General features: G+C 69.0%; 21 protein-coding genes and 1 pseudogene. 16 read left to right on the top strand and 6 right to left on the bottom strand.

Annotation, left to right across the window (positions count from 1 at the left end; genetic code table 11):
* Positions 1 to 214: 214 nt before the first annotated feature.
* Positions 215 to 1843, top strand: a complete 1629-nt coding sequence (locus tag ACTJKF_RS17365; RefSeq protein WP_440624729.1) for a methyl-accepting chemotaxis protein — start codon at positions 215 to 217, stop codon at positions 1841 to 1843.
* Here the strand turns inward: ACTJKF_RS17365 and ACTJKF_RS17360 are convergent.
* The gene (locus ACTJKF_RS17360) at positions 1816 to 2925 is read right to left on the bottom strand and encodes an AGE family epimerase/isomerase (RefSeq protein WP_440624728.1); all 1110 of its coding nucleotides are present in this window, start codon (positions 2923 to 2925) and stop codon (positions 1816 to 1818) included. The two genes, ACTJKF_RS17365 and ACTJKF_RS17360, sit on opposite strands and share 28 nt — an antisense overlap.
* A gap of 115 nt (positions 2926 to 3040) precedes the next feature.
* Between ACTJKF_RS17360 and ACTJKF_RS17355 the strand changes: the two genes are divergently transcribed.
* The 5 genes from ACTJKF_RS17355 to ACTJKF_RS17335 all read left to right on the top strand — a co-directional run bounded on the left by ACTJKF_RS17355 (position 3041) and on the right by ACTJKF_RS17335 (position 6454).
* Positions 3041 to 3739, top strand: a complete 699-nt coding sequence (locus ACTJKF_RS17355; RefSeq protein ID WP_440624727.1) for an MgtC/SapB family protein — start codon at positions 3041 to 3043, stop codon at positions 3737 to 3739.
* Positions 3740 to 3843: 104 nt separating this feature from the next.
* A complete protein-coding gene (locus tag ACTJKF_RS17350) occupies positions 3844 to 5286 on the top strand; it encodes a flagellar hook-length control protein FliK (protein WP_440624726.1) in 1443 nt (480 codons plus the stop codon).
* Between the two features lie 174 nt (positions 5287 to 5460).
* Positions 5461 to 5616 carry a hypothetical protein gene (locus ACTJKF_RS17345; protein WP_440624725.1) on the top strand — a complete coding sequence of 52 codons (156 nt, stop codon included), beginning with the start codon at positions 5461 to 5463 and terminating at the stop codon, positions 5614 to 5616.
* 135 nt (positions 5617 to 5751) lie between these two features.
* Positions 5752 to 6231, top strand: coding sequence for a GNAT family N-acetyltransferase (locus tag ACTJKF_RS17340; RefSeq protein ID WP_440624779.1), 480 nt, complete (start codon positions 5752 to 5754; stop codon positions 6229 to 6231).
* Between the two features lie 31 nt (positions 6232 to 6262).
* A complete protein-coding gene (locus tag ACTJKF_RS17335; RefSeq protein ID WP_440624724.1) occupies positions 6263 to 6454 on the top strand; it encodes a hypothetical protein in 192 nt (63 codons plus the stop codon).
* Between the two features lie 54 nt (positions 6455 to 6508).
* Here the strand turns inward: ACTJKF_RS17335 and ACTJKF_RS17330 are convergent, their stop codons facing one another.
* The 3 genes from ACTJKF_RS17330 to ACTJKF_RS17320 all read right to left on the bottom strand — a co-directional run bounded on the left by ACTJKF_RS17330 (position 6509) and on the right by ACTJKF_RS17320 (position 10346).
* A complete protein-coding gene (locus tag ACTJKF_RS17330; protein ID WP_440624723.1) occupies positions 6509 to 9562 on the bottom strand; it encodes a heavy metal translocating P-type ATPase in 3054 nt (1017 codons plus the stop codon).
* Between the two features lie 212 nt (positions 9563 to 9774).
* Positions 9775 to 10098 (bottom strand): type II toxin-antitoxin system HicB family antitoxin, encoded by a 324-nt coding sequence (locus ACTJKF_RS17325; protein WP_440624722.1) that lies wholly within the window; start codon positions 10096 to 10098, stop codon positions 9775 to 9777.
* A complete protein-coding gene (locus ACTJKF_RS17320; protein ID WP_440624721.1) occupies positions 10095 to 10346 on the bottom strand; it encodes a toxin HicA in 252 nt (83 codons plus the stop codon). The genes ACTJKF_RS17325 and ACTJKF_RS17320 overlap by 4 nt, the downstream gene beginning before the upstream one ends.
* A gap of 260 nt (positions 10347 to 10606) precedes the next feature.
* Between ACTJKF_RS17320 and ACTJKF_RS17315 the strand changes: the two genes are divergently transcribed.
* On the top strand, positions 10607 to 12046 hold the full coding sequence (locus ACTJKF_RS17315) for a DUF1254 domain-containing protein (RefSeq protein ID WP_440624720.1): 1440 nt from the start codon (positions 10607 to 10609) through the stop codon (positions 12044 to 12046).
* Between the two features lie 151 nt (positions 12047 to 12197).
* The gene (locus tag ACTJKF_RS17310; RefSeq protein ID WP_440624719.1) at positions 12198 to 15971 is read left to right on the top strand and encodes a DUF748 domain-containing protein; all 3774 of its coding nucleotides are present in this window, start codon (positions 12198 to 12200) and stop codon (positions 15969 to 15971) included.
* Between the two features lie 54 nt (positions 15972 to 16025).
* On the opposite strand, the gene ACTJKF_RS17305 is transcribed toward ACTJKF_RS17310, so the two are convergent.
* Entirely contained in the window at positions 16026 to 16247 is a 222-nt protein-coding gene (locus tag ACTJKF_RS17305; protein ID WP_040130869.1) for a hypothetical protein, read from the bottom strand.
* Positions 16248 to 16498: 251 nt separating this feature from the next.
* Between ACTJKF_RS17305 and ACTJKF_RS17300 the strand changes: the two genes are divergently transcribed.
* A complete protein-coding gene (locus ACTJKF_RS17300) occupies positions 16499 to 18175 on the top strand; it encodes an alkaline phosphatase family protein (RefSeq protein ID WP_440624718.1) in 1677 nt (558 codons plus the stop codon).
* 72 nt (positions 18176 to 18247) lie between these two features.
* On the opposite strand, the gene ACTJKF_RS17295 is transcribed toward ACTJKF_RS17300, so the two are convergent.
* Positions 18248 to 19144 carry a LysR substrate-binding domain-containing protein gene (locus ACTJKF_RS17295; RefSeq protein WP_440624717.1) on the bottom strand — a complete coding sequence of 299 codons (897 nt, stop codon included), beginning with the start codon at positions 19142 to 19144 and terminating at the stop codon, positions 18248 to 18250.
* A gap of 160 nt (positions 19145 to 19304) precedes the next feature.
* Between ACTJKF_RS17295 and ACTJKF_RS17290 the strand changes: the two genes are divergently transcribed.
* The 7 genes and pseudogenes from ACTJKF_RS17290 to ACTJKF_RS17260 all read left to right on the top strand — a co-directional run.
* Entirely contained in the window at positions 19305 to 20156 is an 852-nt protein-coding gene (locus tag ACTJKF_RS17290) for an ABC transporter permease (protein ID WP_440624716.1), read from the top strand.
* 7 nt (positions 20157 to 20163) lie between these two features.
* On the top strand, positions 20164 to 21207 hold the full coding sequence (locus ACTJKF_RS17285) for an ABC transporter ATP-binding protein (RefSeq protein ID WP_440624715.1): 1044 nt from the start codon (positions 20164 to 20166) through the stop codon (positions 21205 to 21207).
* Between the two features lie 26 nt (positions 21208 to 21233).
* Positions 21234 to 22322 carry an extracellular solute-binding protein gene (locus tag ACTJKF_RS17280; protein WP_440624714.1) on the top strand — a complete coding sequence of 363 codons (1089 nt, stop codon included), beginning with the start codon at positions 21234 to 21236 and terminating at the stop codon, positions 22320 to 22322.
* 10 nt (positions 22323 to 22332) lie between these two features.
* Complete coding sequence (locus ACTJKF_RS17275; RefSeq protein WP_440624713.1) at positions 22333 to 23166, top strand: ABC transporter permease; 834 nt, start codon at positions 22333 to 22335, stop codon at positions 23164 to 23166.
* Entirely contained in the window at positions 23159 to 23692 is a 534-nt protein-coding gene (locus ACTJKF_RS17270; RefSeq protein ID WP_440624712.1) for a TIGR00725 family protein, read from the top strand. Before ACTJKF_RS17275 ends, ACTJKF_RS17270 begins: the two co-directional genes overlap by 8 nt.
* A 113-nt stretch (positions 23693 to 23805) precedes the next feature.
* Positions 23806 to 24000 carry a YqaE/Pmp3 family membrane protein gene (locus ACTJKF_RS17265; RefSeq protein ID WP_440624711.1) on the top strand — a complete coding sequence of 65 codons (195 nt, stop codon included), beginning with the start codon at positions 23806 to 23808 and terminating at the stop codon, positions 23998 to 24000.
* 450 nt (positions 24001 to 24450) lie between these two features.
* A pseudogene (locus ACTJKF_RS17260) lies at positions 24451 to 24635 on the top strand (helix-turn-helix domain-containing protein); the annotation flags it as partial.
* Positions 24636 to 24716: the final 81 nt, after the last annotated feature.

Below are 24716 nucleotides of genomic sequence, written 5' to 3'. Positions count from 1 at the left end.
ATTCCGGCGCGATGCGACGCGATTATTGCGTCGAACGCGGGGGTTGTCCTCGTTTGAAGGCGATTCGACAGGAATGACCGGCGCAACGCCCTTTTATATGGGCGCCCCTAACCGGGCGTCCCTAACCGGGCGTCCCTAAAGTCCGACGAAGAAATGCCGCTAATGTCGGGGCATTGCTCATTGCTCCATCGTCGGCTCTCCAGGAATCTCCCCCATGTTCGGAAAAATCAAGCTCGCGTCGGGTCTGCTCGGCGTGTTGACCGTGTTTTGCCTCTTCCTGTTCGCGATCGAGGCGCTCGGTTTCTGGGCGCTCACGTCGACGCGCAGCGGCGTCGACGATCTGTCGAACGTCGCGATCGCACAGGTCGACGCGGCCAGCCAGGCCACCGAGCGCCTGCTCGACGCGCGCGTCAACCTGTCGCGTGCCGGCACGCGGATGGTCCGCGGCGGCCCGAAGCCCGACGACATCATCCGCCACGCCAGCGCGTCGCTCGCCGAAGCGGACAAGGCGTTCGGCGCACTGACGGCCGCGCAGGCCGTCGACGCAACGAACCGCGCACACGTCGCCGCGCTCGCCGAGCGCTATCGCGCGCTGCGCGGCGCGCTCGGCGAACTCGTGCAGTTCCTCGACGCCGACAACATCCAGGCGTTCCTCGACCAGCCGACGCAGGGCTTCCAGGACGCGTACCTCGCCGAACTCCACCGCTTCGCCGACTACGGCGGCGCATCGAGCCACGACGCGCTCGACACGATCGACCGCGGGATGCAGTGGTTCAAGTGGGTCGGCATCGTGCTGCTGGTCGCGATGCTCGCGGCGAGCGCGGCCATTTACGCGGCTGCGCGGCGCGCGGTGGTCGCACCGCTCGACGAAGCCGGCCGCCATTTCGAGCGGATCGCGCAGGGCCGTCTCGACGAAGCCGTGCGGGCGGGCGGCGTGTTCGAGATCGACCGGATGCTGCGCGGCCTCGCCGCGATGCAGGCGAGCATCGCGGACACCGTTCGAACCGTGCGTCACGCGTCCGACGCGATCCACCTCGGCGCGGGCGAGATCGCCGGCGGCAACGCGGACTTGTCCGCGCGCACCGGCACGCAGGCCGCCTCGCTCGAGGAAACCGCCGCGAGCATGGAGGAATTGACCGCGACGGTTCGCCAGAACACCGACAGCGCGCGGGCGGCCAGCGCGCTCGCCGACGCGGCGCTCGACGCGACGCGCCACGGCGGCGGCGTGGTCGACAGCGTGATCGACCGGATGCGCGGCATCGCGCAGAGCTCCGGACGCATCGCGGAAATCATTTCGGTGATCGACGGCATCGCGTTCCAGACCAACATCCTCGCGCTGAACGCGGCGGTCGAGGCCGCGCGGGCCGGCGAGCAGGGCCGCGGTTTCGCGGTGGTCGCGGGCGAAGTGCGCTCGCTCGCGCAGCGCAGCGCGCAGTCGGCGAAGGAGATCAAGGCGCTGATCGAGGAGTCGGTCGCACAGATCGACGGCGGCTCGGAACTCGTCGAGCGTGCCGGCGACGCGATGCGCACGGTCTCGGCGTCGATCACGCGCGTCGTGCAGACGATGTCGGAAATCACGGCCGCGTCGGTCGAGCAGAGCGTCGGCATCGAGCAGGTGAACCAGGCCGTCACGCAGATGGACCAGTTGACGCAGCAGAACGCGGCGCTGGTGGAGGAAGTCGCGGCGGCGGCCGCGTCGCTGAACGACCAGACCGCGCACCTGATGCAGGCGGTGTCGGTGTTCGAACTCGGCGACGCGCGTGCCGGACGTGGTGCGCGCGACGAGCGCGCGTCGGCGCCGGTTGCCGGCGCCGGTTACGAAACCGCGGGCAGCGCCGCGTAAGCGGTTGCGAGGTGGTAGGGCGTCGTCGACGGCAGGTCGGCGCGCGACACCTGCCCGTCCGCCGTCTTGCACTCGAACCAGCCGCGCGGATGCAGGAAGCGCGCGGCGAAGCGCTCGATCTGTCGCGCGAGCGGCGCGGACGCGGGCGTGCCGCCGTGCGTCGCGAGCGCGCGCAGATATTCGGTCTGCGCCCAGATCCGCTGCGTGCCGTCGATACAGGCCCCTTGCGCGTCGACCGCCGCGCACACGGCGCCCGTCTGCGGATCGACGCCGTGCCGTTCCGCGAACGCGAACGCGCGCGCGAGCGCGTCGGGCAACCCGGTTTGCGCGAGGCGCGCGCCGGCCGCATCGACCAGATAGAACCATTCGAACTGATGGCCGGGCTCGAAGCGGTTGCCGGCCGTACCGAGCGGCAGCTCGGCGACACAGCCGGTCGCCGGCTCGACGAAGGTGCGCTCGACGGCCTGTGCGGTGCGCGCGAGCGCATCGTCGAATGCCGCGTCGCCGAACGCATCGGCGGCGGCGAGCCACGCTTCGGTCAGGTGCATCAGCGGGTTCTGCAGCGCGCCGCTGCCCGATGACGAGAAATCGGCGTGACGCGCGGCGTCGAGCAACGCGTCGCCCGGCTGCGGCGCGAAGCGGTCCTGAATCAGTGCGGCGGTGTCTTCGGCGATCGCGCGCGCGGCCGCGTCGCCCGACGCCGCATGCCAGGCGGCGCACGCAAACACCACGAACGCGTGCGTATAAAGGTCTTTCGTCGTGTCGAGCGGCGCGCCTTGCGCGTCGACGCTGTAGAACCAGCCGCCGTGGCGCGGATCGCGAAAGCGGCTGCACAGCGAATCGAACAGCGTGGCCGCGTGCGCGGTGTTGCCGGCCTGGGCGAACACGAACAGTTGCCGCGCACACGCCATGGCGCGATAACGGGTGACGGGCAGCGGTGCATGGGTGTCCGGATCGACGGCCTCGAACGGCAGCCGCAGCACGTGGTCGAACCCTGAACCCTGCCAGATCGGCAAGACGACGTGCGCAAAATGGTGGTGCAGCGGGGCGGCCTGGGCGGAAGCGGAGTCGGAAACGGACATGGCGGGGTTGTGCGCTTGGATCGAAACGTGTCGGCGCGGCCCGGAGGATCGGCGCGACCGAGGCCAAGGATAAAACATTCCGCGGGGCCGGCACCAAAAAAAGGAGATAAATCCGATGCTGGGCAATCTGGAACTCGTGACGCGGCTGCTTCTCGCGGCGGCGCTCGGCAGCGTCATCGGCTTCGAACGCGAGCGGCTTTCATGGGCGGCCGGCCTGCGCACGCACATGCTGGTGTGCGTCGGCTCGACGCTCATCATGATCGTGTCGGCGTACGGTTTCGCCGACGTGCTCGGCCGCAGCGATCACATCGTGCTCGATCCGTCGCGGATCGCCGCGCAGGTGGTGTCGGGCATCGGCTTCCTCGGCGCGGGCTCGATCCTGCTGCGCGGCGAGATCGTGCGCGGGCTGACGACCGCCGCGAGCCTGTGGTCGGTCGCCGCGATCGGCCTCGCGGTGGGCGGCGGCCTGTACGTCGCGTCGATTTCCGCGACGATCATCATCCTGATCATCCTGGCCGGCATCAAGCCGCTCGAGCGGCGCTACTTCACGGTGCGCCAGCGCCGCCAAGTCGCGCTGACGGTGGTGAGCGGCGCGCTGACGTTCGATTCGCTGCACGCGGCGCTCGGCCCCGACAGCGCGCGCGTGAAGCAGTTCATCGTGCAGCGCGCCGACGACACGGATGAGCACGACGAAGTGCGCATCGCGCTCGGGCGCGTGTCGGACCTCGAATACCGTGCGATCTGCGACAAGCTGCGCGGGCTGTCGTGCGTCACGCGCTTCGAGGAAGGCAGCGGGTTGTCGAACGACGAATAGACGGCATCCGATCGGCCGGATCGGCGACCGGTCATGCGACAATGGCCGCGCACTGATTCCGTTCGACATTCGGTTCCGCGCTCGCGGGCCTGTTATCCGACTCCATGACCGAATCCGTTTTCCTGCCTCGCTCCCGTTCCCGTTCCAACCGTTCGTCGGCCCGTTTGCGTCCGCGCTCGGCCGCGGCTGCCGCGGACACCGCCGCCAAGGCCACCGCGCGACCCGGCAACGTGCCGGCCGGCGAGGCGCTGCGCGACGAACGCACGCTCGACCTGTTCGGCGATCCGGTGCTCGAGCCGGCCGCGCGTGCGCCGTCCGCTGCGCGCGACGAGGCGATCGCGGACGTCGACACGGTGGCCGCCGAGGACACCGGCCGGCAGGCGACGCTGGACGGATTCGGCGGGCCTGGCGCCGCGGCGCGTGGCAACACGGATGGCGGGACGGCGCAGGCTGCCGACGTTGCCACAATGGCGCAATCTGCACCGACGTCGGGAAAGGGCGATACGGTCGGCGTTGAAGTCGGCGCCGGCGTCGAGCGCGCGGTCGATGCCGATGCAACGAAGGCCGCTGCCGACGTGCGGCAAGCAGACGTCATCGTCACGACCGCAGCCGGCGAACCGACAGTCGACGGCGGCCGGATGAGCGCCGGCAGCGTGCCGAATACCGGCGACGCGGTCGTGACGAAGGCAGCGCGTTCGGCGGCGAATGCCGTGGCGGTCGACGCGGCTAGCGGCGATCGCACGGGGACAACCGGCAACGATGTTGACGTTGCGGCCGCACCGGTCAGGCATGACGCCGCCGCGCCGATACCCGGCGAGGTCCCGAAGGGGCGTCGCGCTTCCTCTGGCGGCAAGCGGCGTGCGGCCACCGGCGCCCGCGAAGCGGCAGCGGTGCGCAGCGTGGCGGAAGCGGCGGCCGCCGGCGCCAAGCCAGAGCTGGACCCGGTGGCGGCTCCGGCGCGGAACACGGTGCCATCTGCCGAACCGCAGGCAAACACCCAACCGCAGGCGAACACCGAATCGGCCGGGCCCGCGCTTGCCGCGAACACCGGCGATGCACCGCGGGCGGCCGCGGCCTCGGCATCGCCGGCCGCGCAGCCGGTCGCATCTGCGGCGTCGTTCGTGACGAAGCCGTCGGCGGATCGCGTGCAACCGTCCGTGCCGAGTGCGCCGGCCTTCGATCCCGACACCCATCTGCGCCCACTGTCGGACCGGCTCGCCGCGCTGCAGGCGGAGTCGGCAGGCATGAAGCAGGCGGCGGATCGCGAGATGCGCCGCGTCAACCGGCTGCTGCTGGCGCTGGCGGTCGTCGTGTTTGCGGGGCTCGTCGCGCTGGTGCTGCAAACGCGGCAGATCGCGCACCTGAAGCAGGATCTGGACGCCCGGCAACAGCGGATCGACCGGCTGACTGCCGATCTGTCGACGCAGCAGGCGACGCTGATGACGCTCGCGGAACACCACGAAGCGATGCTGTCGCAGGTCGACCGGCTTCAACGCAATGCGAACCGCGAGGCAGCGGCCGCGAAGCGCGCGCGCCGAACGCGATAAGCCTTCCGACCCTACCTGAAAACGCCGAGCCGGCAAGGATCGGCATGGCAGGCCGTCGATCGACGGCGGCGAACTGCGGCAAACTGATGCGGCGCGCTGGCGGAATTCAGGGAAAACCCTTACAATGGAGTCCATCTAAGGGAAAACCCTAGCACCATCTGTCAGGAGTCTCACATGAGCTTCATTCTTGCCCTGCTGCAAAAGATCGACGACCTGTTCGTCTCCCCGCACCTGCCGCTCGACGCGGAATATTCGTACGCCGCGCGTCGCGCCGAAGCCGATCGCCTGCGCCGTGCGAACCTCGCGCCGATCGTCCTGTACCGTCGCTGATTCGCTGATTCGCTGATTCGCTGATTCGGCGCGGCGCTCGCCGCACCTGTCCGTGCGTTTTCCACCGCTGCATCGCGCGCCGGTGCGAGCGTGCCGCTACACTGGAAGTTCGACTTCCTTCGCGACACCCGGGCCATGCTGCAGATGCGGCCGATGACGGCCGGCGAATTCCACGCATATCGCACGCGCGCCATCGACGGCTACGCGCGCGACCTTGTGTCATCCGGGCAAAACGCGACCGACGACGCAGCGGGCCGTGCCCGCGCCTGTTTCGATACGCTGCTGCCCGACGGCCTGCTCACGTCCGGCCAGACCCTCGTCCAGTTGATCGACGCCGCCAGCGGCGACACGGTCGGCGACCTCTGGTACGCGATCGTGCCCGAAGGGCCGAACCGCACGCTGTTCATCTATGACCTCGACATTGTCCCGTCCCGGCGCCGCCAGGGCTGGGCGACGCGCGCGCTCGATGCGCTCGAGGCCGAGGCACGCCGTCATGGCGTCACCGAGATCGGGCTGTCGGTGTTCAACCACAACACGGCCGCTCGTGCGCTGTATCGGACCTGCGGCTTCGCGCCGATCACCACGACGTTGATCAAGCCGGTCGTTCCGGGCTAGCCGCGAAGAAGTGATCAGCGGAGCACGGCTAATGTCCATTCTGTTCGTTTTGGCGTTCAACGCGATCAATTTGAACGAGGCATATGGCGACGGTCCGCCCTACTACTCCCGCACGACCAATATGGACAAGTGGACGAGCCCACTTCCGTTGCTCGGTGTCATCGACGGAGCGATGTTGGTCGCGATCGTTGCGTATTGTTTGTGGATCCGTCGAAGCCGATGAAACCGCCAAAGAGCGGGCAGACTGCCGTTCCGCCCGTATTCGCACTTCATCTCGTCACCGCGCCCGCCCCTTCCATCTGCGCAGCAGCAACGCGTTCGTCACGACGCTGACGCTGGAAAACGCCATCGCCGCGCCCGCGATCACCGGGTTCAGCCAGCCGAGCGCCGCGAGCGGCACGCCGATCAGGTTGTAGACGAACGCCCAGAACAGGTTCTGCTGAATCTTCCGGTAGGTGCGCTTCGAGATGTCGATCGCATCCGCGACGAGTGCGGGATCGCCGCGCATCAGCGTGATGCCGGCCGTATGCATCGCGACGTCGGTGCCGGTGGCCATCGCGATGCCGACGTCGGCCGCGGCGAGTGCGGGTGCGTCGTTGATCCCGTCGCCGACCATCGCGACGATCCCGCCGTGCGTGCGCTTCAGTTCGGCCACCACGCGCGCCTTGTCGTCGGGCAGCACCTGCGCATGCACTTCGTCGATCCCGAGCGCCGCCGCGACGGCCGCCGCGCTGCCGCGGTTGTCGCCCGTCACGAGCACGCTCGCGACGCCGCGTGCCGACAGCGCCGCGATCGCGTCGCGCGCGCCGGATTTCACGGTGTCGCCGAATGCGATCAGCGCGAGCGGTGCACGCGGCGCATCGGCGCGCATCAGCCATGAAATCGTGTTGCCCGCGCGTTCGAGTTCCGCGGCACGCGCATCGAGCTCGGGCGGCACGACGATGCCGAGCTCGTCGCGCCAGCGGGTGCTGCCGAGCGCGAGCCGCTGCCCATCGACGCGCGCTTCGACGCCGCGTCCGGCCACCGCGCGCGCCTCGGCCGCGACGACCGCCTCGGCCGAACCCGCGGCGCTGCTGCGGGCCGCGACGTCCGCATCGTGCGCGGCGACCACGGCGCGCGCGAGCGGGTGATCGCTGTGGCGCTGGACCGCGGCCGCGAGTGCGAGCGCTTGCTCACGCGGGATGCCGACGGCGTCGAACGCCGTCACGGATGGCTTGCCTTCGGTCAGCGTGCCGGTCTTGTCGAATGCGATCACGGTCGCGCGCTGCGCGAGTTCGAGCGCCTGGGCGTCCTTGATCAGCACGCCGTGGCGCGCGGCGACGCCGGTGCCGGCCATGATCGCGGCGGGCGTCGCGAGGCCGAGCGCGCACGGGCACGCGATGACGAGCACCGCGACTGCGTTGAGGATGGCCGTTTCGGTGCCGGCGCCGGCGATCAGCCAGCCGATCAGCGTCAGCACGGCGATGCCGAGGATCGCCGGCACGAACACTTCGCTGACCCGGTCGACCAGCCGCTGGATCGGCGCCTTTTCCGCCTGCGCGGATTCGACGAGGCGGATGATGCGGGCGAGCGTCGTCTCCGCGCCGATCGCGGTGGTTTCGACGACGAGCGCGCCTTCGCCGTTGATCGAGCCGGCGGTGACCGGATCGCCGCCGTCCTTCGGCACCGGCAGGCTTTCGCCGGTGATCAGCGATTCGTCGATGTGCGAGCGGCCCGACACGATCCGGCCGTCGACGGGCACGCGCTCGCCGGGACGGATCGCGACGGTCGTGCCGACGCGCACCTGCGCGAGCGGCACGTCGCGTTCGACACCCTGCTCGACGACGCGTGCGCGATCCGGGCGCAGCGCGTTCAGCGCGCGGATCGCGTCGGTCGTCTGGCGTTTCGCGCGCGCTTCGAGCCATTTGCCGAAGCGCACCAGCGTGATGATGACGGCCGATGCCTCGAAATACAGGTGGCCCGGGTGTGCGGGGTCGCGCAGCAGCATCCACAGGCTCAAGCCGAACGCGGCCGACGTGCCGAGCGCGACGAGCAGGTCCATGTTGCCGGTGCGTGCCTTCACCGCGTGCCAGGCGGCGCGGTAGAAGCGCGCGCCGAAGCCGAACTGCACGATCGATGCGAGCACCAGCTGCAGCCAGCCGTTCAGCATCGCGTCGATGCCGAACGGCGCGGTGAGCATCGGCAGGACGAGCGGTGCGCTCAGCACGGCCGCGCCGATCACGAGATTGCGTTCGCGGATCGCTTCGCGGCGCTTGCGGGCATCCGGCGCTTGCGCCGGGTCGCTGGCGCGGGCTTCGGCGCCGGTGTCCGGCGCGGCGGCGAGCGATGCCCGGTAGCCGGCCGCCGTGATCGCCGCGATCAGCGTGGCGGCGTCGAGCGCGCCGGCGCCGTGCACCGACGCGCGCTCGGTCGCGAGATTGACCGTCGCGCGCGCGACGCCCGGCACCGCGGCCAGCGCCTTTTCGACGCGGCCGGCACAGGACGCGCAGGTCATCCCGCCGATGTCGAATTCGAGATCGGCGGACGCGCCCGGCGCCGTGGCGGCGACCGGCGTCGCACCATAGCCGGCCTGCCGGACGGCATCCGCCAGTTGCGACGCCGAAACGCCGGCCGCCGCATCGATGGTCGCGCGCTCGGTGGCGAGGTTGACCGACGCCCGCGTGACGCCCGGCACCTTCGCCAGCGCTTTCTCGACGCGCGATACGCAGGACGCACAGGTCATCCCGTCGATGTCGAGCTCGATGCCGGCGGCTGCCGGAGGCGCGGACGGGGCGGGGGCGACGGCGGTATCCGATGCGACCGGCGTCGCACCATAGCCGGCTTGCCGGACGGCATCCGCGAGTTGCGACGCCGAAACGTCCGCTGCGGCGCCGACCGTCGCGCGTTCGGTCGCGAGGTTGACCGTTGCGCGCGTGACACCCGGCACTTTCGCGAGTGCCTTTTCCACGCGCGATACGCACGACGCGCAGGTCATGCCGTCGATATCGAGTTCGATCGTCGCGGCCGTTGCGGGCAACGCCGTCGTCGTGACCGGCGATGCTTCGATGCGCGCCGCGTGCTCCGCATGCGCGGTCGCCGCGGCGCCGACCGTTGCTTCGCGCACGGTCGCGCGATAGCCGGCAGCGCCGACCGCATCGACGAGCTGCGCGGGCTCGACCGTGTCGTGCGCGGTGACCGTGGCCGCATGCGCATCAAGATCGACCGCGGCCGCGACGACACCCGGCACGGCAGCCAGCGCACGTTGCACACGGCCGGTGCAGCCGCCGCAATGCATGCCGTCGACGGTCAGCTCGACCGTTTGCAGGGCTGCGGAGGCGAGTGGTTCAGTCATGTCGGATTCCCCAAAAGCGCGGATCGAGCCGCGAATGACCACAGTATCAACATTCCCATGATGGGAAGGTCAAGGGGGGTGACGATTCAGCGCAGGGAGGTGAGTCACAGCTCGGCGTTACCGATACGTCATGAGGTGTCGGGGCGCGAAAAAACAATACCCGGCGTCCGAACGGAACGCCTGCCATTCGCCGCGTGCATCATCGACCGCGATTACGCGCAGAGCTTTGCGCTCGCAAGACGGTTCAGGCTGACGCCTTGCTCCGCGGCCTGGATGACGAGCGCACGGTGTGCCTGTGGCGGGATGCGGACCTTGAATTCGCCGCTGTAGGTCCGATCGGCGATCGGGGCGGGGACTTTTTCTCCGTTCGCGGTCAGGTCGCGCACGACGTCGGCGACCAGCCGGCGAATGCCGGCAAGCGCGCCTTCCGGCGTCTGGGCGAGCCACGACAGGGAAGGGAATTCCGCACAGAGGCCGACGTGCTCCCCGTCCTCCGGGGACCACGTTACGCGATACGTAAAGTGGTCTTGGGTCATGATTTCCGTTCCTTCAGTCGGTCGATCGCGTCGAGTACCTGCCGGACCTGATAGGCCTTTGCCTTCCCGCGATCGTTCTGGATATTTACCCGCGGATCGCCTGGCCACGGTGTCTTGAAAATGGCATGGCTCGAACCGGATTGGCGGGCCTGACCGAAGTGCGCCTCGCAGATCTTCAGCAGATCGTTGAATCGCACATTCGCCGGCTCACGCCTCATTTGGTCGAGGATCTTCCATTCGTTTGCCATAACGATATGGTGTCAATAATGGCACCATAAGTCAAGCCGGCCGGAAGCGTGACGAAGGCCGCCCGCGACCGTCGACGCCGTAACTAGCGCCCTGCCCGCTAATCGGCATATTGGGGGATGCCCTTAGGCGCTATGATACCGGCCTGACATCAGCGCCCGCCGAGCGAAGCGGCGACCGGGCAGGCTGGGGTGCCTTGCTTTCGCCGATCGCGAGTCGAACAAGGCGTTGACTGACAAGAACGATATTCGGCCAGTAATCAATGATTGAAAATCTACGAGAATCCGTTTCTCTGCGGCGCGCGGCAGGCGCGTCGCTCGCCATCGCGGCGCTGCTGGCAGGATGCGCGTCGCAACCGGACGCGATCCAGCGGAAGACCGGCTGGATGCGCGCCGAAGTGGCCGACTCCTATATCTACGCGTACCCGCTCGTGCTGATGGACGTCGCGAAGGAAGCCGCGACGGGCGGCGACGGCGCGCAGCCGGGCCAGGCGCCGCTCAACACGCTGCGTCACGCGCAGGCGCTGCCGCCCGTCGGCGCGCTCAATCCGCCGCTGCCGGGTGTCGACACGCTCGACTCGACCGGCTGGCTCGACGTCGGCGCCGAGCCGGTGATCGTCACGCTGCCCGACACCCGCGGCCGCTACTGGGATGCCCGCGCGCTCGACATGTGGACGAACGTGCTGTGGTCGTCGTCGAGCGTGGCGGCGCGAGGCGCACGCGGCGGCGCGCGATCGCAAACGATTGCCTTTGCCGCGAAGGATTGGCAGGGCACGCTGCCGAAGGGCGCGTTGCGGATCGACGTGCCGTCGGCCAACGCATGGCTCGAAGTGCGGCTGCAGACGAGCGGCGGCCGCGACCTCACGAACGTGAAGAAACTGCAGCGGGCGATCCGCGTGGTGCCGCTGTCCGTCTATAGCGGCAGCACGCGCGGCGCGTCGGTTGCGGTCCATGCGGGCAGCGCGCCGTCGGAAGCCGTGAGCGGCGGCACGCCGGCCGAGCAGGTCGACGCGCTCGACCCGAAGGCGTTCTTCACCCGCTTCGCGCAGGCGCTGCAGGACAACCCGGCACCGGCCGACGACGCGCATGCGCAGGCGCTGCTGAACGACATCGGCGTGTCGGCCGGCTACCCGGTGCTGTGGACGGGCGATCGCCTGGGCGCCGCGACGGCCGGCGTCGCCGAAGCGCGCGCGCGGCTCGCGGCGCCGCCGCCGAACCTGCTGAACGCGAACGGCTGGAACTGGATCGGCGACACGGCCGGCAAATACGGGCAGGACTACGCGCTGCGCGCGTATGCCGCCTATACGCAGTTCGGCACCGCGACGCGCGACGACGAGACGCTCGCGCTCGTGCGCGTCGACAGCGACGGCCACCCGCTGAACGGCGCGAACCGTTACGTCCTGCACTTCGCGCCAGGCGCGCTGCCGCCGGTGCGCGGCTTCTGGACGCTCACGCCGTACGCGACGAACGGCGCGCTGCCCGACGTCGGCTCGGCGCGCCGCTCGCTCGGCGATCGCGACCGGCTGCGCCGCAATCACGACGGCTCGATCGACGTGGCTGTATCGGCATCGCCGGGCGGCACGCACGCGGCCAATTGGCTGCCGGCGCCGCGCACCGATTTCGCGCTCGGGCTGCGTCTCTACGCACCGAAGCCGCAAGCCAGCGACGGTTCGTGGATGCCGCCCGTCGTCGTCCGGAAATGAACCGACCCGCGCCGCCGTTGTCCGATCCGCGGGCGCGGCGGCCGCGCCTGAACGCCGTTCCGTCACCACCTCAGCCTATACTTTCGGGATAGCGTGCGCGGCCGTGCCGGCTTACGGTGCGGCCGGGCATCCATTCCCGAGGCATCCCAGCATGTCAAGCGCAGACAAAGAAACCGTACCCTCGACCCTCCAAGCCCTCGGCGGCATTGCACGTTCGCGCCGGACCCGGCGTATCGGCCTCGGCGTGCTGATCTTCCTCGTTATATTCGGACTGCTCGGGTTCTTCGCGGCGCCGCCGCTGATCCGTCACGTCGCCGAACAGCAGCTGAGCCAGCAGCTCGGCCGGCCGTCCACGATCCAGCGGATCGCGCTGAATCCGTACACGCTGAACCTCGAGGCCGATGGCGTGCACGTCGGCGAGCGCGGCGGCCAGGGCGACTTCATCGACATCGGCAAGCTCGTCGTGAGGCCGTCGTGGTCGTCGCTGTTCCGCGGCGCCCCGATCGTCAACGAAGTACGCGTCGACTCGCCGCGCTTGCACATCGTCCGCTACGACGCGCAGCGCTTCAACTTCACCGACCTGATCGAGAAGTTCTCGACGCCGTCGCCCAAACCCGCAAGCAAGCCGACGCTGTTCTCGGTGTCGAACATCCAGGTCAACGACGGCCGGATCGACTTCGACGATCGCCTGCTGAACGAAAAGCACGTGGTTGACAACTGGACGCTCGGCATTCCGTTCATCGCGACGCTGCCGTCGAAGACCGACATCTTCGTGCAGCCGAAGCTGCGCGCGCGGCTCGACGGCAGCCCGATCGCGATCGACGGCAGGACCAAGCCGTTCGCGCAGTCGCGCGAGTCGGAAGTCGCGCTGAAGTTCGACCGGCTCGACGTGCCGAAGCTGATTTCGTACGCGCCGGCGAAGCTGCCGGTGATCGTCACGAGCGGCCTGTTGAGCAGCGACCTCTCGCTGAACTTCGTGATGAGCGGCGACACGCCCGCGCTGCGCGTGTCGGGCACCGTCGACCTGAACGACGCGAAGGTGACCGATCGCGCGTCCGCGCCGCTGTTCGCCGCGCGCGGCGTGCATGTCGCGGCCGCCGGCCTCGAGCCGCTGCGCAACGTGCTGCATTTCGACGAGATCCGGATCGACCAGCCTGTCGTCGACCTCGCGCGCGACAAGCAGGGCGTGCTGAACGTCGAGAAACTCGCCGGCCCGCCCGCCGTCGCGCCGAAGGCTGCCGCGGGCAAGCCGGCCGCGTCGGGCACGGTCGCATCGACCGCCGCCACGGCTGCCGCCGCGAGCGGCGCGAAGGCCGAAGCCGCCGCGAAGGAAGCGCCGCCGCTCGACCTGACGATCCGTCATTTCGCGATCGACGGCGGCACGATCAACGTCGACGACCATGTGCCGGCGACGCCGACCGCGATGTCGCTGACGAAGCTCGCCGCGACGCTCGACGGCTTCACGCTGCAGGGCAAGACGCCCGCGAAGTACACGCTGTCGACGTCGCTGTCGCGCGGCGGCGACGTGAAGGCCGAAGGCGCGTTCAACGTGGCGGCGAAGCAGGCCGACACGAAGCTGACGGTCGATGCGCTCGCGCTGCCGGCGCTGCAGCCGTACCTCGGCGAGGCGACCCGCGCGCGCGTGCTCGACGGCACGCTCGGCGCGAGCGTCAACGCGAAGGCCGACTGGGGCAAGACGCCGCTCGACGCGCAGGTCGCCGACAGCACGGTGAGCCTGAAGTCGCTGAAGCTCGCGACGCCGGACGCGAAGGCGCCGGCGATCGTGCTGCCGGAGGCGAGCGCGAAGATCGCGAAGGTCGACGTCGCCGCGCGCACCGCGGAAATCGCGAGCGTCGACGCGACCGGGCTCGCGCTCGACGTGCAGCGCCTGAAGGACGGCAAGATCGACCTGGCAGCGCTGGCCCAACCCGCGCAGCCGGCGGTGCCCAGGCGCACGGTCGCGCGCAAGGCCGAGGCGGCCGCGCCGTCGTGGCATTACCGGATCGACGCGCTGAACGTGAAGGGCTCGTCCGCGAACTTCACGGACCTGTCGACGCCGCGCCCGGTGAAGCTCGCGATCAAGCCGCTCGACCTGTCGGTGCAGAAGCTCAGCGACGACATGACGAAGCCGCTGCCGGTGCAACTGAAGGCGACGCTGAACCGCAAGGGTTCGCTGAACGTGTCGGGCGACGTGACCGCGCAGCCGCTGAAGCTCGGCCTGAAGATCAACGGCAACCGCCTCGACGCGGCCGCGTTCGAACCGTACTTCGGCAGCGTGCTGAACGCGACCATCGCGAGCGCGCTGCTCAACGCGCAGGGCAACCTGACGTTCGCGCAGGTGAAGGACACGCCGCGCGCGACCTATCGCGGCGACGTCGCGCTGGTCGACGTGCGGATGCTCGACAAGGCGACCTCGGACCCGTTTGCGGGCTGGCGCTCGCTCGCGCTGTCGAACGTGAAGGTGAACTACGACGAGAAGGGCACCGATGTCGACGCCGCGCGCGTGACGTTCTCGAACTTCTACGGCCGCGTGCTGCTCGATGCGCAGGGCCGGCTGAACCTGAAGGACGTCGTCGCGAAGGAGTCGGGCCCCGCGCAGTCGCTGACGCGTGACGCGAGCAAGACCGAACCGGTGCCGCTGTCGCCGGGCGTGACGCCGCCGGCCAAGGCGCAGGTCGCACAGGCCGCGTCGGCGGCGGTCGTCGTGAAGGCCGCGCCCGCGCCGCAGAATCCGGTGCGCATGCATTTCGGCCAGCTCGTGCTGCAGAGCGGCCGCGTGACCTACACCGACAACTTCATCAAGCCGAACTACACGGCGAACCTGGTCGCGATCACGGGGACGGTCGGCGCGTTCGGCACGGATTCGACGGCGTCCGCGCCGGTCGACGTCGCCGCGAACCTCGCGGGCAACGGGCCGATCTCGATCAAGGGCTCGGTGAACCCGCTGATCGACAAGCCGGCGCTGGACCTCACGGCGACCGCGCACGACATCGAGCTGACCAACCTGACGCCGTATTCGGCGAAGTATGCCGGCTACCCGATCACGAAGGGCAAGCTCAACGTCGATCTGCACTACCAGCTCGCGAACGATCAGTTGTCGGCGAACAACCACATCTTCATCGACCAGCTCACGTTCGGCGATCACGTCGACAACGACACGGCGACCAAGCTGCCGGTGAAGCTCGCGATCTCGCTCCTGAAGAACACGCGCGGCCAGATCGACGTGAACCTGCCGGTGTCGGGCTCGCTGTCGAATCCGGAGTTCAGCATCGGCGGGCTGATCTGGCATGCGGTGCTGAACCTGATCGCGAAGGCCGTCACGTCGCCGTTCACGCTGCTTGCGAATGCGTTCGGCGGTGGCGGCGGCGAGGATCTCGGCTACGTCGAGTTCGCGCCGGGCTCGTACCAGCTGACCGACGCGCAGCAGAAGAAGCTCGACACGGTCGTGAAGATGCTGACCGAGAAACCGTCGATCCGGCTCGACCTGATCGGCCGCGTCGATCCCGCGAAGGACACGCCGGGGCTGCGCGACGCGTATGTCGAACGGCTGGTCCGCCAGCAGAAGCTGAAGGACGTGATCGGCCAGGGCGAGAGCGTCGATCCGATGTCGGTGAAGGTCGAGCCGGCCGAGTACACCAAGTACCTCACGCGTGCGTACAAGGACGCCGACTTCAAGAAGCCGCGCAACCTGATCGGCCTGCAGAAGACGCTGCCCGATGCGGACATGAAGCAGGCGCTCGCCGATCACGCGCCGGCCGACGACAACGCGCTGCGCACGCTCGCGCAGCAGCGCGCGCAGGCCGTGCGCCAGTACCTCGACGGCAAGATCGATGCGAGCCGCATGTTCGTCGTGGCGCCGAAGCTCGATGCGAAGGGCATCGAGGACAAGGGCGCGACGACGCGCGTCGACTTCGGGCTGCAGTAAGCGCAAGCCTGTCGGTCAGCCTCGTTCCGCCATCCGCCGCCGCCGCGCTTCCTGTCAGCGCGCCGCGATCGCCGGTTCGCGCTTGTCCAGTTCCTTCCTCGCGGCCAGCGGCAGGCGGGCATCGTCCCACTGCGCGAGCCATTCCACTTCCTTTGCCGTGAACACCTGGCCGTAGTTGCGCAATGCGTACTGCAAGGCATCGACGACGTGGTGGCGAATGATTTCGGGGGTACGTGCATCGTCCAGCACGAACCGGAGAGCTTCGAGGGTCGACATACGCGGGCTCCGGGCTAAGGGAAAACCCCTTATCACACGCCAATAGTCGAGTGCCAACCGCGAAAAAAAGCGGCCGCGGACGCGTGCGGCATGCAACGCAGCGCATTGCGACTGCGTGATGTCATTTGCGATTGGTTACGTTTGACAGAGAACAGAAAGCCCCGCTTCATCGGACCGCCGCACGATCCGGCGATATTTTGCGCGCCTGTTGGCAAGTCACGCGGTTCAACGTCTATCGAAGAGGTGGGGTGATGATTTCCAGGTTCGCCAAGCAACGAAAAATGGCAGTGGTGGTGGCGGGCGCGCTGGCGCTCGCAAGCGTGGGTGCCCATGCGGCGCAGCAGGACGGCAACAGCCAGGGCGAGAACGGTGGCAATGCTCGCCGGGTCGCGAAGCACGTGCTGCTGATCAGCGTCGACGGCCTGCACGAGCAGGATCTCGCGCGCTGCATCGGCGCGAACACGTGTCCGAACATCGCGGTGCTCGCGCAACACGGCGTCACGTACACGAACGCGTATACGCCCGGCCTGTCGGACTCGTTCCCGGGCCTCGCCGCGCTCGTGACGGGCGGCTCGCCGAAGACGGCCGGCCTGTTCTACGACGTGTCGTACGACCGCAACCTGTACGCGCCGACCGACACGACCTGCTCGGGCAAGCAGGGCTGGAACGTCGTGTTCGACGAGACGACCGGCATCGATGCATTCAACGGCGGCGCGCTCGTGCACCTCGACGGCGGCGGCGCCTTCAACCCGCAGGCGATCCCGCATGCGAAGGTCAACGGCCAGTGCGTGCCGGTCTATCCGCACAACTACGTGAAGACCAACACGGTGTTCGAGGCCGTCAAGGCCGGCGTGCCGAACGCGTATACCGCGTGGGCCGACAAGCACGCGTGGGGCTACGACTGGCTGAACGGCCCGTCGGGCACCGGCGTCGACGATCTGATGCGCACCGAGATCAATTCGATCGACCCGGCGACCAACACCGACTACACGGACGTCTATTCGCACACCGCGCGCTTCGACAACCTGCACGTGCAGGCGCTGGTCAACCAGATCGACGGCCGCGATTCGACGGGCACGAAGAACGCGCCGGTGCCGACGCTGTTCGGCGCCAACTTCCAGACGCTCAGCGTCGCGCAGAAGGCGCCGGTCGCGAAGGGCGGCGGCTATCTCGATGCGAACTTCACGCCGAACGGCCAGGTCGCGAACGCGATCACGTACGTCGACAACTCGATCGGCCGTGTCATCGCCGAGCTGAAGCAGCGCAACCTGTATACCTCGACGGCCGTGATCGTCACGTCGAAGCACGGCCAGTCGCCGACCGATCACACGAAGCTCGTGAAGAACGGCGACACGCTGACGAAGCTGCTCGAGGCGAACAACTATCTCGACCCGAACGGCAACTTCGGCCAGAACAACACGACGACGGGCAACCTGAACGACGGTTCGGGCCTGGTCGGCACAGGCTTCGTGCAGACCGACGACGTCGGCCTGATCTGGCTGCGCGACCGCAGCCAGCGCGCGGCGGTGGTGCAGACGCTGAAGGCGAACCTCGGCTGCAACGCGCCGGGGATCTGCGCGGACGGCGCGCAGGCGTATATCCTGTCCGGCGCGGCGCTGGCCGACCGGTTCGGCGATCCGGCCAACGGCCGCACGCCGGACATCGTCGTCCAGCCGAATCCGGGCGTGATCTACACGTCGAGCACGAAGAAGGACGAGGAGCACGGCGGCAACGCGCCGGACGACAGCCACCTCGGCCTGCTCGTGTCGTACCCGGGCCTGCATCGCGCGCGCGCCGTGAGCGACCTCGTCGGCACGAAGCAGGTCGCGCCGACGATCCTCGGGCTGCTCGGCGCCGATCCGAAGCTGCTGCACGCGGTCGTGGCCGAGAACACGCACGTGCTGCCGGGGCTGGGTATCGACCACTGACGACGTCTGCCGGACGCCGCCGGCGGGTGGTGTCCGGCACGCGTTCCGCCCGGGGCACGATGCGCGGCCGGCTCACGTCGTCGCGCATTCGTCCAGCATCCATGCCCTGAAGTGCCGCAACGCCTCGCTCGTGTCGAGGCGTTCCGGCGCGTAGCACAGGTAGTGCCCCTGCGCGGCGACCTCGACGGGCGCGTCGAACGGCTCGACGAGCGTGCCGGCCGCGAGATTGTCCGCGATCAGGAAGCGCGGCACGAGCGCGAGCCCGAGTCCCGCCAGCGCGGCCTGGATCAGCACCGAATACTGTTCGAAGCGCGGCCCCGCAAGCGCATTCATCTGCGTGGCGCGATGGCGTTCCGCCCACGCGGACCACGCGATTTCCGCCTGCTCGTGCACGAGGCGTGGCGCCGCGACGGCGTCGTCGGGCGTGCGCAGCGCATGCCGCTCACCGAACGCGCGCGTACAGACCGGCACGAAGGTCCGCCCGTCGAGATAATCGCTTCGCACCCCTTCCCACGCGCCGTCGCCATAGCGGATCGCCGCGTCGAGCCCGAACGGAAAGATGTCGCCGTGCGCGAGATGCCGGCGAAAGCTGAGCGTGACGCCCGGCGCGACGGCCAGGAAGCGCGCGAGCCGCGGCACGAGCCACTTGGTCGTAAACGTCGGCACGCTCGCGATCGTCAGCAGGTCGCCGTTTTCCCGCGCGCTGAGCAGTTCGATCGATGCGTTGCCGATCTCGCGCAGCGGGCCGGCGACGCGGGCGTGGTACACCTGCCCGGCGCGCGTGAGCGCGAGGCTGCGCCCCTCGCGCACGAACAGCTTCACGCCGAACAGTGCCTCCAGATTCGCGATCTGCCGGCTGACCGCGCTGGGCGTCAGCCCCAGTTCGCGGGCCGCGTAGGAGAAATTCAGGTACTTCGCGGAACAGGTGAATGCGTGCAGTTCCGAAACGTTCGGATACAGGTGCTTCATCGCGACTATTCCTTCGGCGCACAGATCGATGCGGGCTTTGTACGTTTTTTTCATGACGGTGCCATGTCGAATCCGCACACTGCGGCCATCCAGAAGCGCGTGACAACCCCGTCCGGCGGGCGTTGCGTGGCGTCTTCGTCTCTTGCTCGCGAGTGTTTCCATGCCTGCGTCTACCGCCCCGGCACTGGCCGATGGTGTTCCGATTTCGCGTAACAGGCCCGTGCGTCCGAGCGCGGGGCGCCTGTTGCTGCACGCGCTCGTCGCGGTGTTCGGGCTTTACCTGCTGCTGCCGATCGCGCTGCTGCTGATCGGCTCGGTGGGCCAGTCGTGGACGAACACGCTGCTGCCCACCGGCTTCACCGGCCACTGGTTCGCCGAGCTGGCCGCGAACCGCGGCTTTACCCGCGCGTTCGGCGTGAGCCTGACGGTGGCGCTCGCGTGCTGCGCGCTCAACGCGGTGGTTGGCCTGCCGCTCGCCTATGCGCTGCATCACCGCGCCGAGGCCGGGCGCGGGATGGCGACGCGCATCGTGATGCTGATGCCGGTCGGCGTGCCCGCGCTGACGCTGGGCTTCGGCTATATCGCGATCTTCAGCGGCGACACGCTACCCTGGCTCGGCACGCTGCCGCTGATGATCGCGGCGCACGCGGTGCTGACGCTGCCGTATCTGCTGCAGACGCTGCTCAGCGACCTGCGCCACCTCGGGCTCGCGCGCCTGGAGGCGTGCGCGGCGACGCTCGGCGCGACGCCGCTGCGCCAGTTCTTCACGATCGTGCTGCCGAACCTGCGGCACAGCCTGTTTTCGGGGCTCGTGATGGTGGCCGCGCTGTCGATCGGCGAATTCCAGATCTCGAACCTGATCGCCGGCTTTCGCTACCGCAACTATCCGATCGTGCTGCTGCAGGCGTTCTACGGCGCGTCGGGGATGGCGTGCGCGGCCACCGTCGTGCTGCTCGTCCTCGCCGTGCTCGCGACGCTCGTGTCGGTCGGCACCGTGCAACGTCTGAAGTGAGTCCGTCATGAGTCTCGAATTCGAACACGTCAGTTTCCGGTATCCCGGCGCGCGTCACGGCGTCGACGACGTCACGCTGGCCGCCGCGCAAGGCGAACTGCTTGCGGTGATGGGGCGCAGCGGCTCCGGCAAGTCCACGCTGCTGCGGCTCGCGGCCGGCCTGCTCGACGGCGCCGGCGGCCGCATCGCGATCGGCGGCGCCGACATGGCGGGCGTGCCCGTGTGGCGGCGCGAGGTGGGCATGGTGTTCCAGCACTACGCGCTGTTTCCGAACCTGTCGGTGGCCGACAACGTCGCGTACGGGCTGCGGATGCGCGGCGTCGCGGCCGATGCGCGGCGGCGGCGCGCGCGCGAGATGCTCGAACGCGTCGGGCTGGCCGCGCACGCGGAACGCGGCATCGCGATGCTGTCGGGCGGGCAGCAGCAGCGCGTCGCGCTGGCGCGAGCGCTCGTGATCGAACCGAAGCTGCTGCTGCTCGACGAGCCGCTGGCCGCGCTCGACGCCGGCATCCGCCATCAGTTGCGCGACGAAATTCGCGCGTTGCAGCGCGCATGCGGCGCGACGACGCTGCTCGTCACGCACGACCAGGACGAGGCGCTGAGCATGGCCGACCGCGTCGCGATCGTCGACGGCGGGCGCGTGCTGCAAGTGGGCACGCCGCGCGACTTGTACGAGCGGCCGGCGTCCGCGCAGGTCGCGCGCTTCGTCGGGCATTCGACCCTGCTGCGCGGGCGCGTGATCACGCAGGACACGGTCGACGTGCGGTTCGCGACGTTGCGCGTCGATACCGGCGCGCACGCGGCGGGCGCCGACGTCGAGGTGCTGGTGCGCCCCGAGCACGTGGAGGCCGATCCGCCGGAGCACGGCGCGAACCGCATCGACGGCTGTCCGGGCGAAGTGCGCTACTTCGGCGCGACGCAACGCTACGACTTCATTCCCGCCGGTTCGGCCGACCCGCTGCTGTGCGAAGGCCGCGTGCCGGCCGCGCGGTGCATCGCGATCGACCCGCGCCATCTGCTCGTGCTGCCGGCCGCGCCGGATGCGCGATGACCGCTTTCATTCAACGGAGATTCCCGATGCCTGCAGGCCACCCTCTTGTGAAAACCCTGCGCGCCGGCGTGCTCGCGCTGTGCACGCTCGCGACGCTGGCCACCGCGCCGGCGCATGCCGCGCCGCTGTATCCGGGCGAAGACGCGCTGTACGCGAAGGCCGCCGAAGAAGGGCTGGTCGTGTCGTTCGACACGGGCCCCGAATGGGCGAACTGGAAAGCGCTGTTCGCCGAGTTCCGCAAGCGCTATCCGAAGGTCGAGATCACCTACAACGACATCGGCTCGGCGGCGACCGTGGTCGCGCTCGACAAGTCGCGCCGTCGCCCGCAGGCCGATACCGCGTACTACTTCGCCGCGTCGGCGCTCGATGCCGAGAGCAAGGACGTCGTCGTGCCGTTCAAGCCGGTCAACTTCGACAAGTTGCCGAACGTGTTCCGCTCGGCGGATGGCCGCTGGTTCGCGGTGCACTCGTTGAACATCGCGTTCCTCGTGAACCGCAAGCTCGTGAAGAACGTGCCGCAGCGCTGGTCCGACCTGCTGAAGCCGGAGTATCGCAACGCGGTCGTCTATCTCGACCCGCGTTCGACTGGACAGGGGCAGGTCGCGGTGTTCGCGGCCGCGTATGCGAATGGCGGGAGCGTCGAGAATCCGAAGCCGGGCGCGGAATTCTTCGGCAAGCTGAAGCGCGCGGGCAACGTGCTGCGCGTCGAAGGTACGACGCCGTACGCGAAGTTCGTGAAGGGCGAGATTCCGATCCTGATCGGCTATGAGAACGACGGCCTGAAGGCGAAGTACGTCGACGGGATGGGGGACGCGGCCGACGTCGTGATTCCGCAGGACGGCAGCGTGTCGGCGCCGTATGCGATGAGCCTCGTGAAGAACGGCCCGAATCCGTCCGCCGCGCAGCTGTGGCTGAACCTGGTGATGAGCGACGCCGGGCAGGCGCTGTTCGCGCAGGGTTTCGTGCGGCCGGCCGTGCCCGGCACGCCGGTCGCGCCCGAGGTCGCGGCGAAGCTGCCGACGGCGCCGCAGGTGCGCCCGCTCGACGTCGCGAAGGCGGCCGCACGCAAGGCCGAGGTCGACCAGCTCTGGTCGCAGGCGACGCTCGGTCAGTAAGGAGCGCGCGATGCAGACCTCGATGGCCGAATCCGGCGCGCTGCGCCGCTTCGGCGCGGTGCCGGCGGCGATCCTGCTGGCGGTGTGCTTCGTGCTGCCGCTCGCCGCGCTCGTCGGCTCGGCGTTCACGGACGGCGGCCTTGCGTTCGCCGCGGTGCTGCGCGACCCGCTCGTTGCCGATGCGATCGTGCGTTCGCTGGCGCTGGCGGCCGGCGCGGGCACGCTGTCGGTCGGCGTCGGCGTGCCGGTCGCGTTCGCGCTGGCCGGGCAATCGCCGGCCCGTCGCCACGGGTTGCTCGCGCTGCTCGGCGTGCCGCTTGCGTTCTCCGGGCTCGTGATCGCGTACGGCTTCATCCTCGCGTTCGGCCGCGCCGGCTTCGTCACCACGCTGGCGGCGTCGCTGGGCGCGGACCCGAACGTGCTCGGCGGCGCGATCTACACGATGCCGGGGCTGGCGGTCGCGTATGCGTATTACCTGATTCCGCGGGTCGCACTCATGATCTACCCGGCGCTCGCGAATCTCGACCGGCGGCCGCTCGAGGCGGCGCTGACGCTCGGCGCGCGGCCGTGGCGCGCGTGGCTCGACGTCGCGTGGCGCGAACTGTGGCCGTCGGTCGCGTCCGCGTGGTGCCTCGTCACGGCGATCGCGCTCGGCACCTACGGCACGGCGCTCGCGCTGGCCGGCACGCAGATCAACATCTTGCCGCTGCTGATGTACCTGAAGCTGTCGGACGGGCAAACCGATTTCTCGCAGGCGGCCGTGCTGTCGATCGTGCTGACGGCGATCTGCACCTGCGTTCTTGCATTGGGGGAAGGCCTTGTACGGCAACGGCGTCATGGATGAGTGGTCGGAAGCGGCGTGCGACGCGCTGGCGCGACTCGCGCAGCGGCAGCGCGGCGCGCGGCGGCATCGCACGCCGGTGGGCGTGATCGGCCCGCGCGAGGCGACCGACGAGCAGATGCGGATCGCGGAGCGGGTCGCGCATGCGCTCGCGGCGGCCGGCATCGCGATCGTCGGCGGCGGCAAGCAGGGCGTGATGGAGGCGGCCGCGCGCGGCGCGCAGGCGGGGGGCGGGTGCGCGATCGGGCTGCTGCCCGAGGACGATGCGCGCGAAGCGAACCCGTATCTGACGGTCGCGTTGCCGACCGGGCTGGGCATTACACGCAATGCGCTGATCGCGCGCGCGTCGCTGTGCCTGGTCGCGGTGGGCGGCGGGCTCGGCACGTTATCCGAGATCGCGCTCGGGCTGCAGTGGGGCAAGCCGGTGTTCACGATTTGCGACGCGCCGCGTGTGGCGGGCGTCGAGTGCTTCGACGAAACGGATCCGCTCGTCACGCGTGTCGCGCGCTGGCTGGCCGATTCGGCGTAGGCCGAAGGCCGGCTGCGTCCGCGCGTGCGTGGCGGGCAGGGCTTGAAATGGGGCGCGCGACCCGCCATATTGGCTGCGCGTGAACGTTCAACGACGCTTCCAGAGGATTCCCGATGCGCCTTTTACTTGCCTTGCTGTTGCCGTGGTTCCAGTTCTTCACGATCGGCCGTCCGATCGCCGGGATCATCTGCCTGATCCTGCAACTCACGATCATCGGCTGGCTGCCGGCCGCGATCTGGTCGGTGTATGCGCTGAGCCAGTACAAGACCGACCGCAAGATCGAGGCGGCGCTGCGCGAGCGGGGGTAGGCGGGGCTCACCACGTCGATCGAACGGCGTAGTTTTTATTTCGGCAGAAATTTATGTAATTCACTGAAGTCGAGTGACGTATTTTGTATAAATTTCTACTTGAATGAGGGCTTCCTGCACGATCCAGCTTCACGCCGACGGTATCTGGCATGACGTCGGCGGCGTCACCCTGTTCGGCGAACCGGACGAGGGGTGGCGCGGCCGCGCCGATACGGGCTACGACGTCGAATGGATCGTTCGTCGTCAGTCCGCCCGCGACGCGCGCGCGATGTCATGCCTTTCCCGTCGACCTCGAGCCACTGTTGACGTCCCATTGGCCCGTTTTCCTGATTGATTTGCTGCCGCAAGGGTTTGGCCGTCGGGAACTGCTGCATCGACTCGATTTCCCCGAGACTGCCGAGGAGCGTTCCGACTGGCCGTTGCTGCTCGCGGGCGCCGGCAACTCGATCGGCGGTGCGCCATCTGAAGAAGACGATGCGGATGACGAGTGCCGAAATGGCGAAGCTCGCCGGCGTATCGACGAGACGATTCAGGATATCGAACAGGGTCGCAGCGACGGGACGGTCCAGACGATGAACCGCATATTCGGCATGCTGGGATTGAAGCTCGGCGTTGTGCGGCGAGCGCCGCAATAACCTGCACCGTGGCGGTGTGGGCGACGCATCCGCCGGGCCATCGACGGAGGCGTGATGCGTCGGGGTGGTGGAATGCCGGCC

The sequence above is a fragment of the Burkholderia sp. 22313 genome (assembly GCF_052045245.1).
Taxonomy (GTDB): domain Bacteria; phylum Pseudomonadota; class Gammaproteobacteria; order Burkholderiales; family Burkholderiaceae; genus Burkholderia.
The sequence above is the reverse complement of the archived record's forward strand: the minus strand, read 5'-3'. Positions and strand labels throughout refer to the sequence as shown.

Coding starts and splice junctions, on each gene's coding strand:
- ACTJKF_RS17310 (WP_440624719.1), top strand. CDS start 12,198: ATGTCAAGCGCAGACAAAGAAACCGTACCCTCGACCCTCCAAGCCCTC.
- ACTJKF_RS17295 (WP_440624717.1), bottom strand. CDS start 19,144: ATGAAGCACCTGTATCCGAACGTTTCGGAACTGCACGCATTCACCTGT.
- ACTJKF_RS17265 (WP_440624711.1), top strand. CDS start 23,806: ATGCGCCTTTTACTTGCCTTGCTGTTGCCGTGGTTCCAGTTCTTCACG.
- ACTJKF_RS17350 (WP_440624726.1), top strand. CDS start 3,844: ATGACCGAATCCGTTTTCCTGCCTCGCTCCCGTTCCCGTTCCAACCGT.
- ACTJKF_RS17280 (WP_440624714.1), top strand. CDS start 21,234: ATGCCTGCAGGCCACCCTCTTGTGAAAACCCTGCGCGCCGGCGTGCTC.
- ACTJKF_RS17340 (WP_440624779.1), top strand. CDS start 5,752: ATGCTGCAGATGCGGCCGATGACGGCCGGCGAATTCCACGCATATCGC.
- ACTJKF_RS17305 (WP_040130869.1), bottom strand. CDS start 16,247: ATGTCGACCCTCGAAGCTCTCCGGTTCGTGCTGGACGATGCACGTACC.
- ACTJKF_RS17335 (WP_440624724.1), top strand. CDS start 6,263: ATGTCCATTCTGTTCGTTTTGGCGTTCAACGCGATCAATTTGAACGAG.
- ACTJKF_RS17290 (WP_440624716.1), top strand. CDS start 19,305: ATGCCTGCGTCTACCGCCCCGGCACTGGCCGATGGTGTTCCGATTTCG.
- ACTJKF_RS17285 (WP_440624715.1), top strand. CDS start 20,164: ATGAGTCTCGAATTCGAACACGTCAGTTTCCGGTATCCCGGCGCGCGT.
- ACTJKF_RS17270 (WP_440624712.1), top strand. CDS start 23,159: ATGGATGAGTGGTCGGAAGCGGCGTGCGACGCGCTGGCGCGACTCGCG.
- ACTJKF_RS17365 (WP_440624729.1), top strand. CDS start 215: ATGTTCGGAAAAATCAAGCTCGCGTCGGGTCTGCTCGGCGTGTTGACC.
- ACTJKF_RS17325 (WP_440624722.1), bottom strand. CDS start 10,098: ATGACCCAAGACCACTTTACGTATCGCGTAACGTGGTCCCCGGAGGAC.
- ACTJKF_RS17275 (WP_440624713.1), top strand. CDS start 22,333: ATGCAGACCTCGATGGCCGAATCCGGCGCGCTGCGCCGCTTCGGCGCG.
- ACTJKF_RS17330 (WP_440624723.1), bottom strand. CDS start 9,562: ATGACTGAACCACTCGCCTCCGCAGCCCTGCAAACGGTCGAGCTGACC.
- ACTJKF_RS17300 (WP_440624718.1), top strand. CDS start 16,499: ATGATTTCCAGGTTCGCCAAGCAACGAAAAATGGCAGTGGTGGTGGCG.
- ACTJKF_RS17315 (WP_440624720.1), top strand. CDS start 10,607: ATGATTGAAAATCTACGAGAATCCGTTTCTCTGCGGCGCGCGGCAGGC.
- ACTJKF_RS17360 (WP_440624728.1), bottom strand. CDS start 2,925: ATGTCCGTTTCCGACTCCGCTTCCGCCCAGGCCGCCCCGCTGCACCAC.
- ACTJKF_RS17320 (WP_440624721.1), bottom strand. CDS start 10,346: ATGGCAAACGAATGGAAGATCCTCGACCAAATGAGGCGTGAGCCGGCG.
- ACTJKF_RS17355 (WP_440624727.1), top strand. CDS start 3,041: ATGCTGGGCAATCTGGAACTCGTGACGCGGCTGCTTCTCGCGGCGGCG.
- ACTJKF_RS17345 (WP_440624725.1), top strand. CDS start 5,461: ATGAGCTTCATTCTTGCCCTGCTGCAAAAGATCGACGACCTGTTCGTC.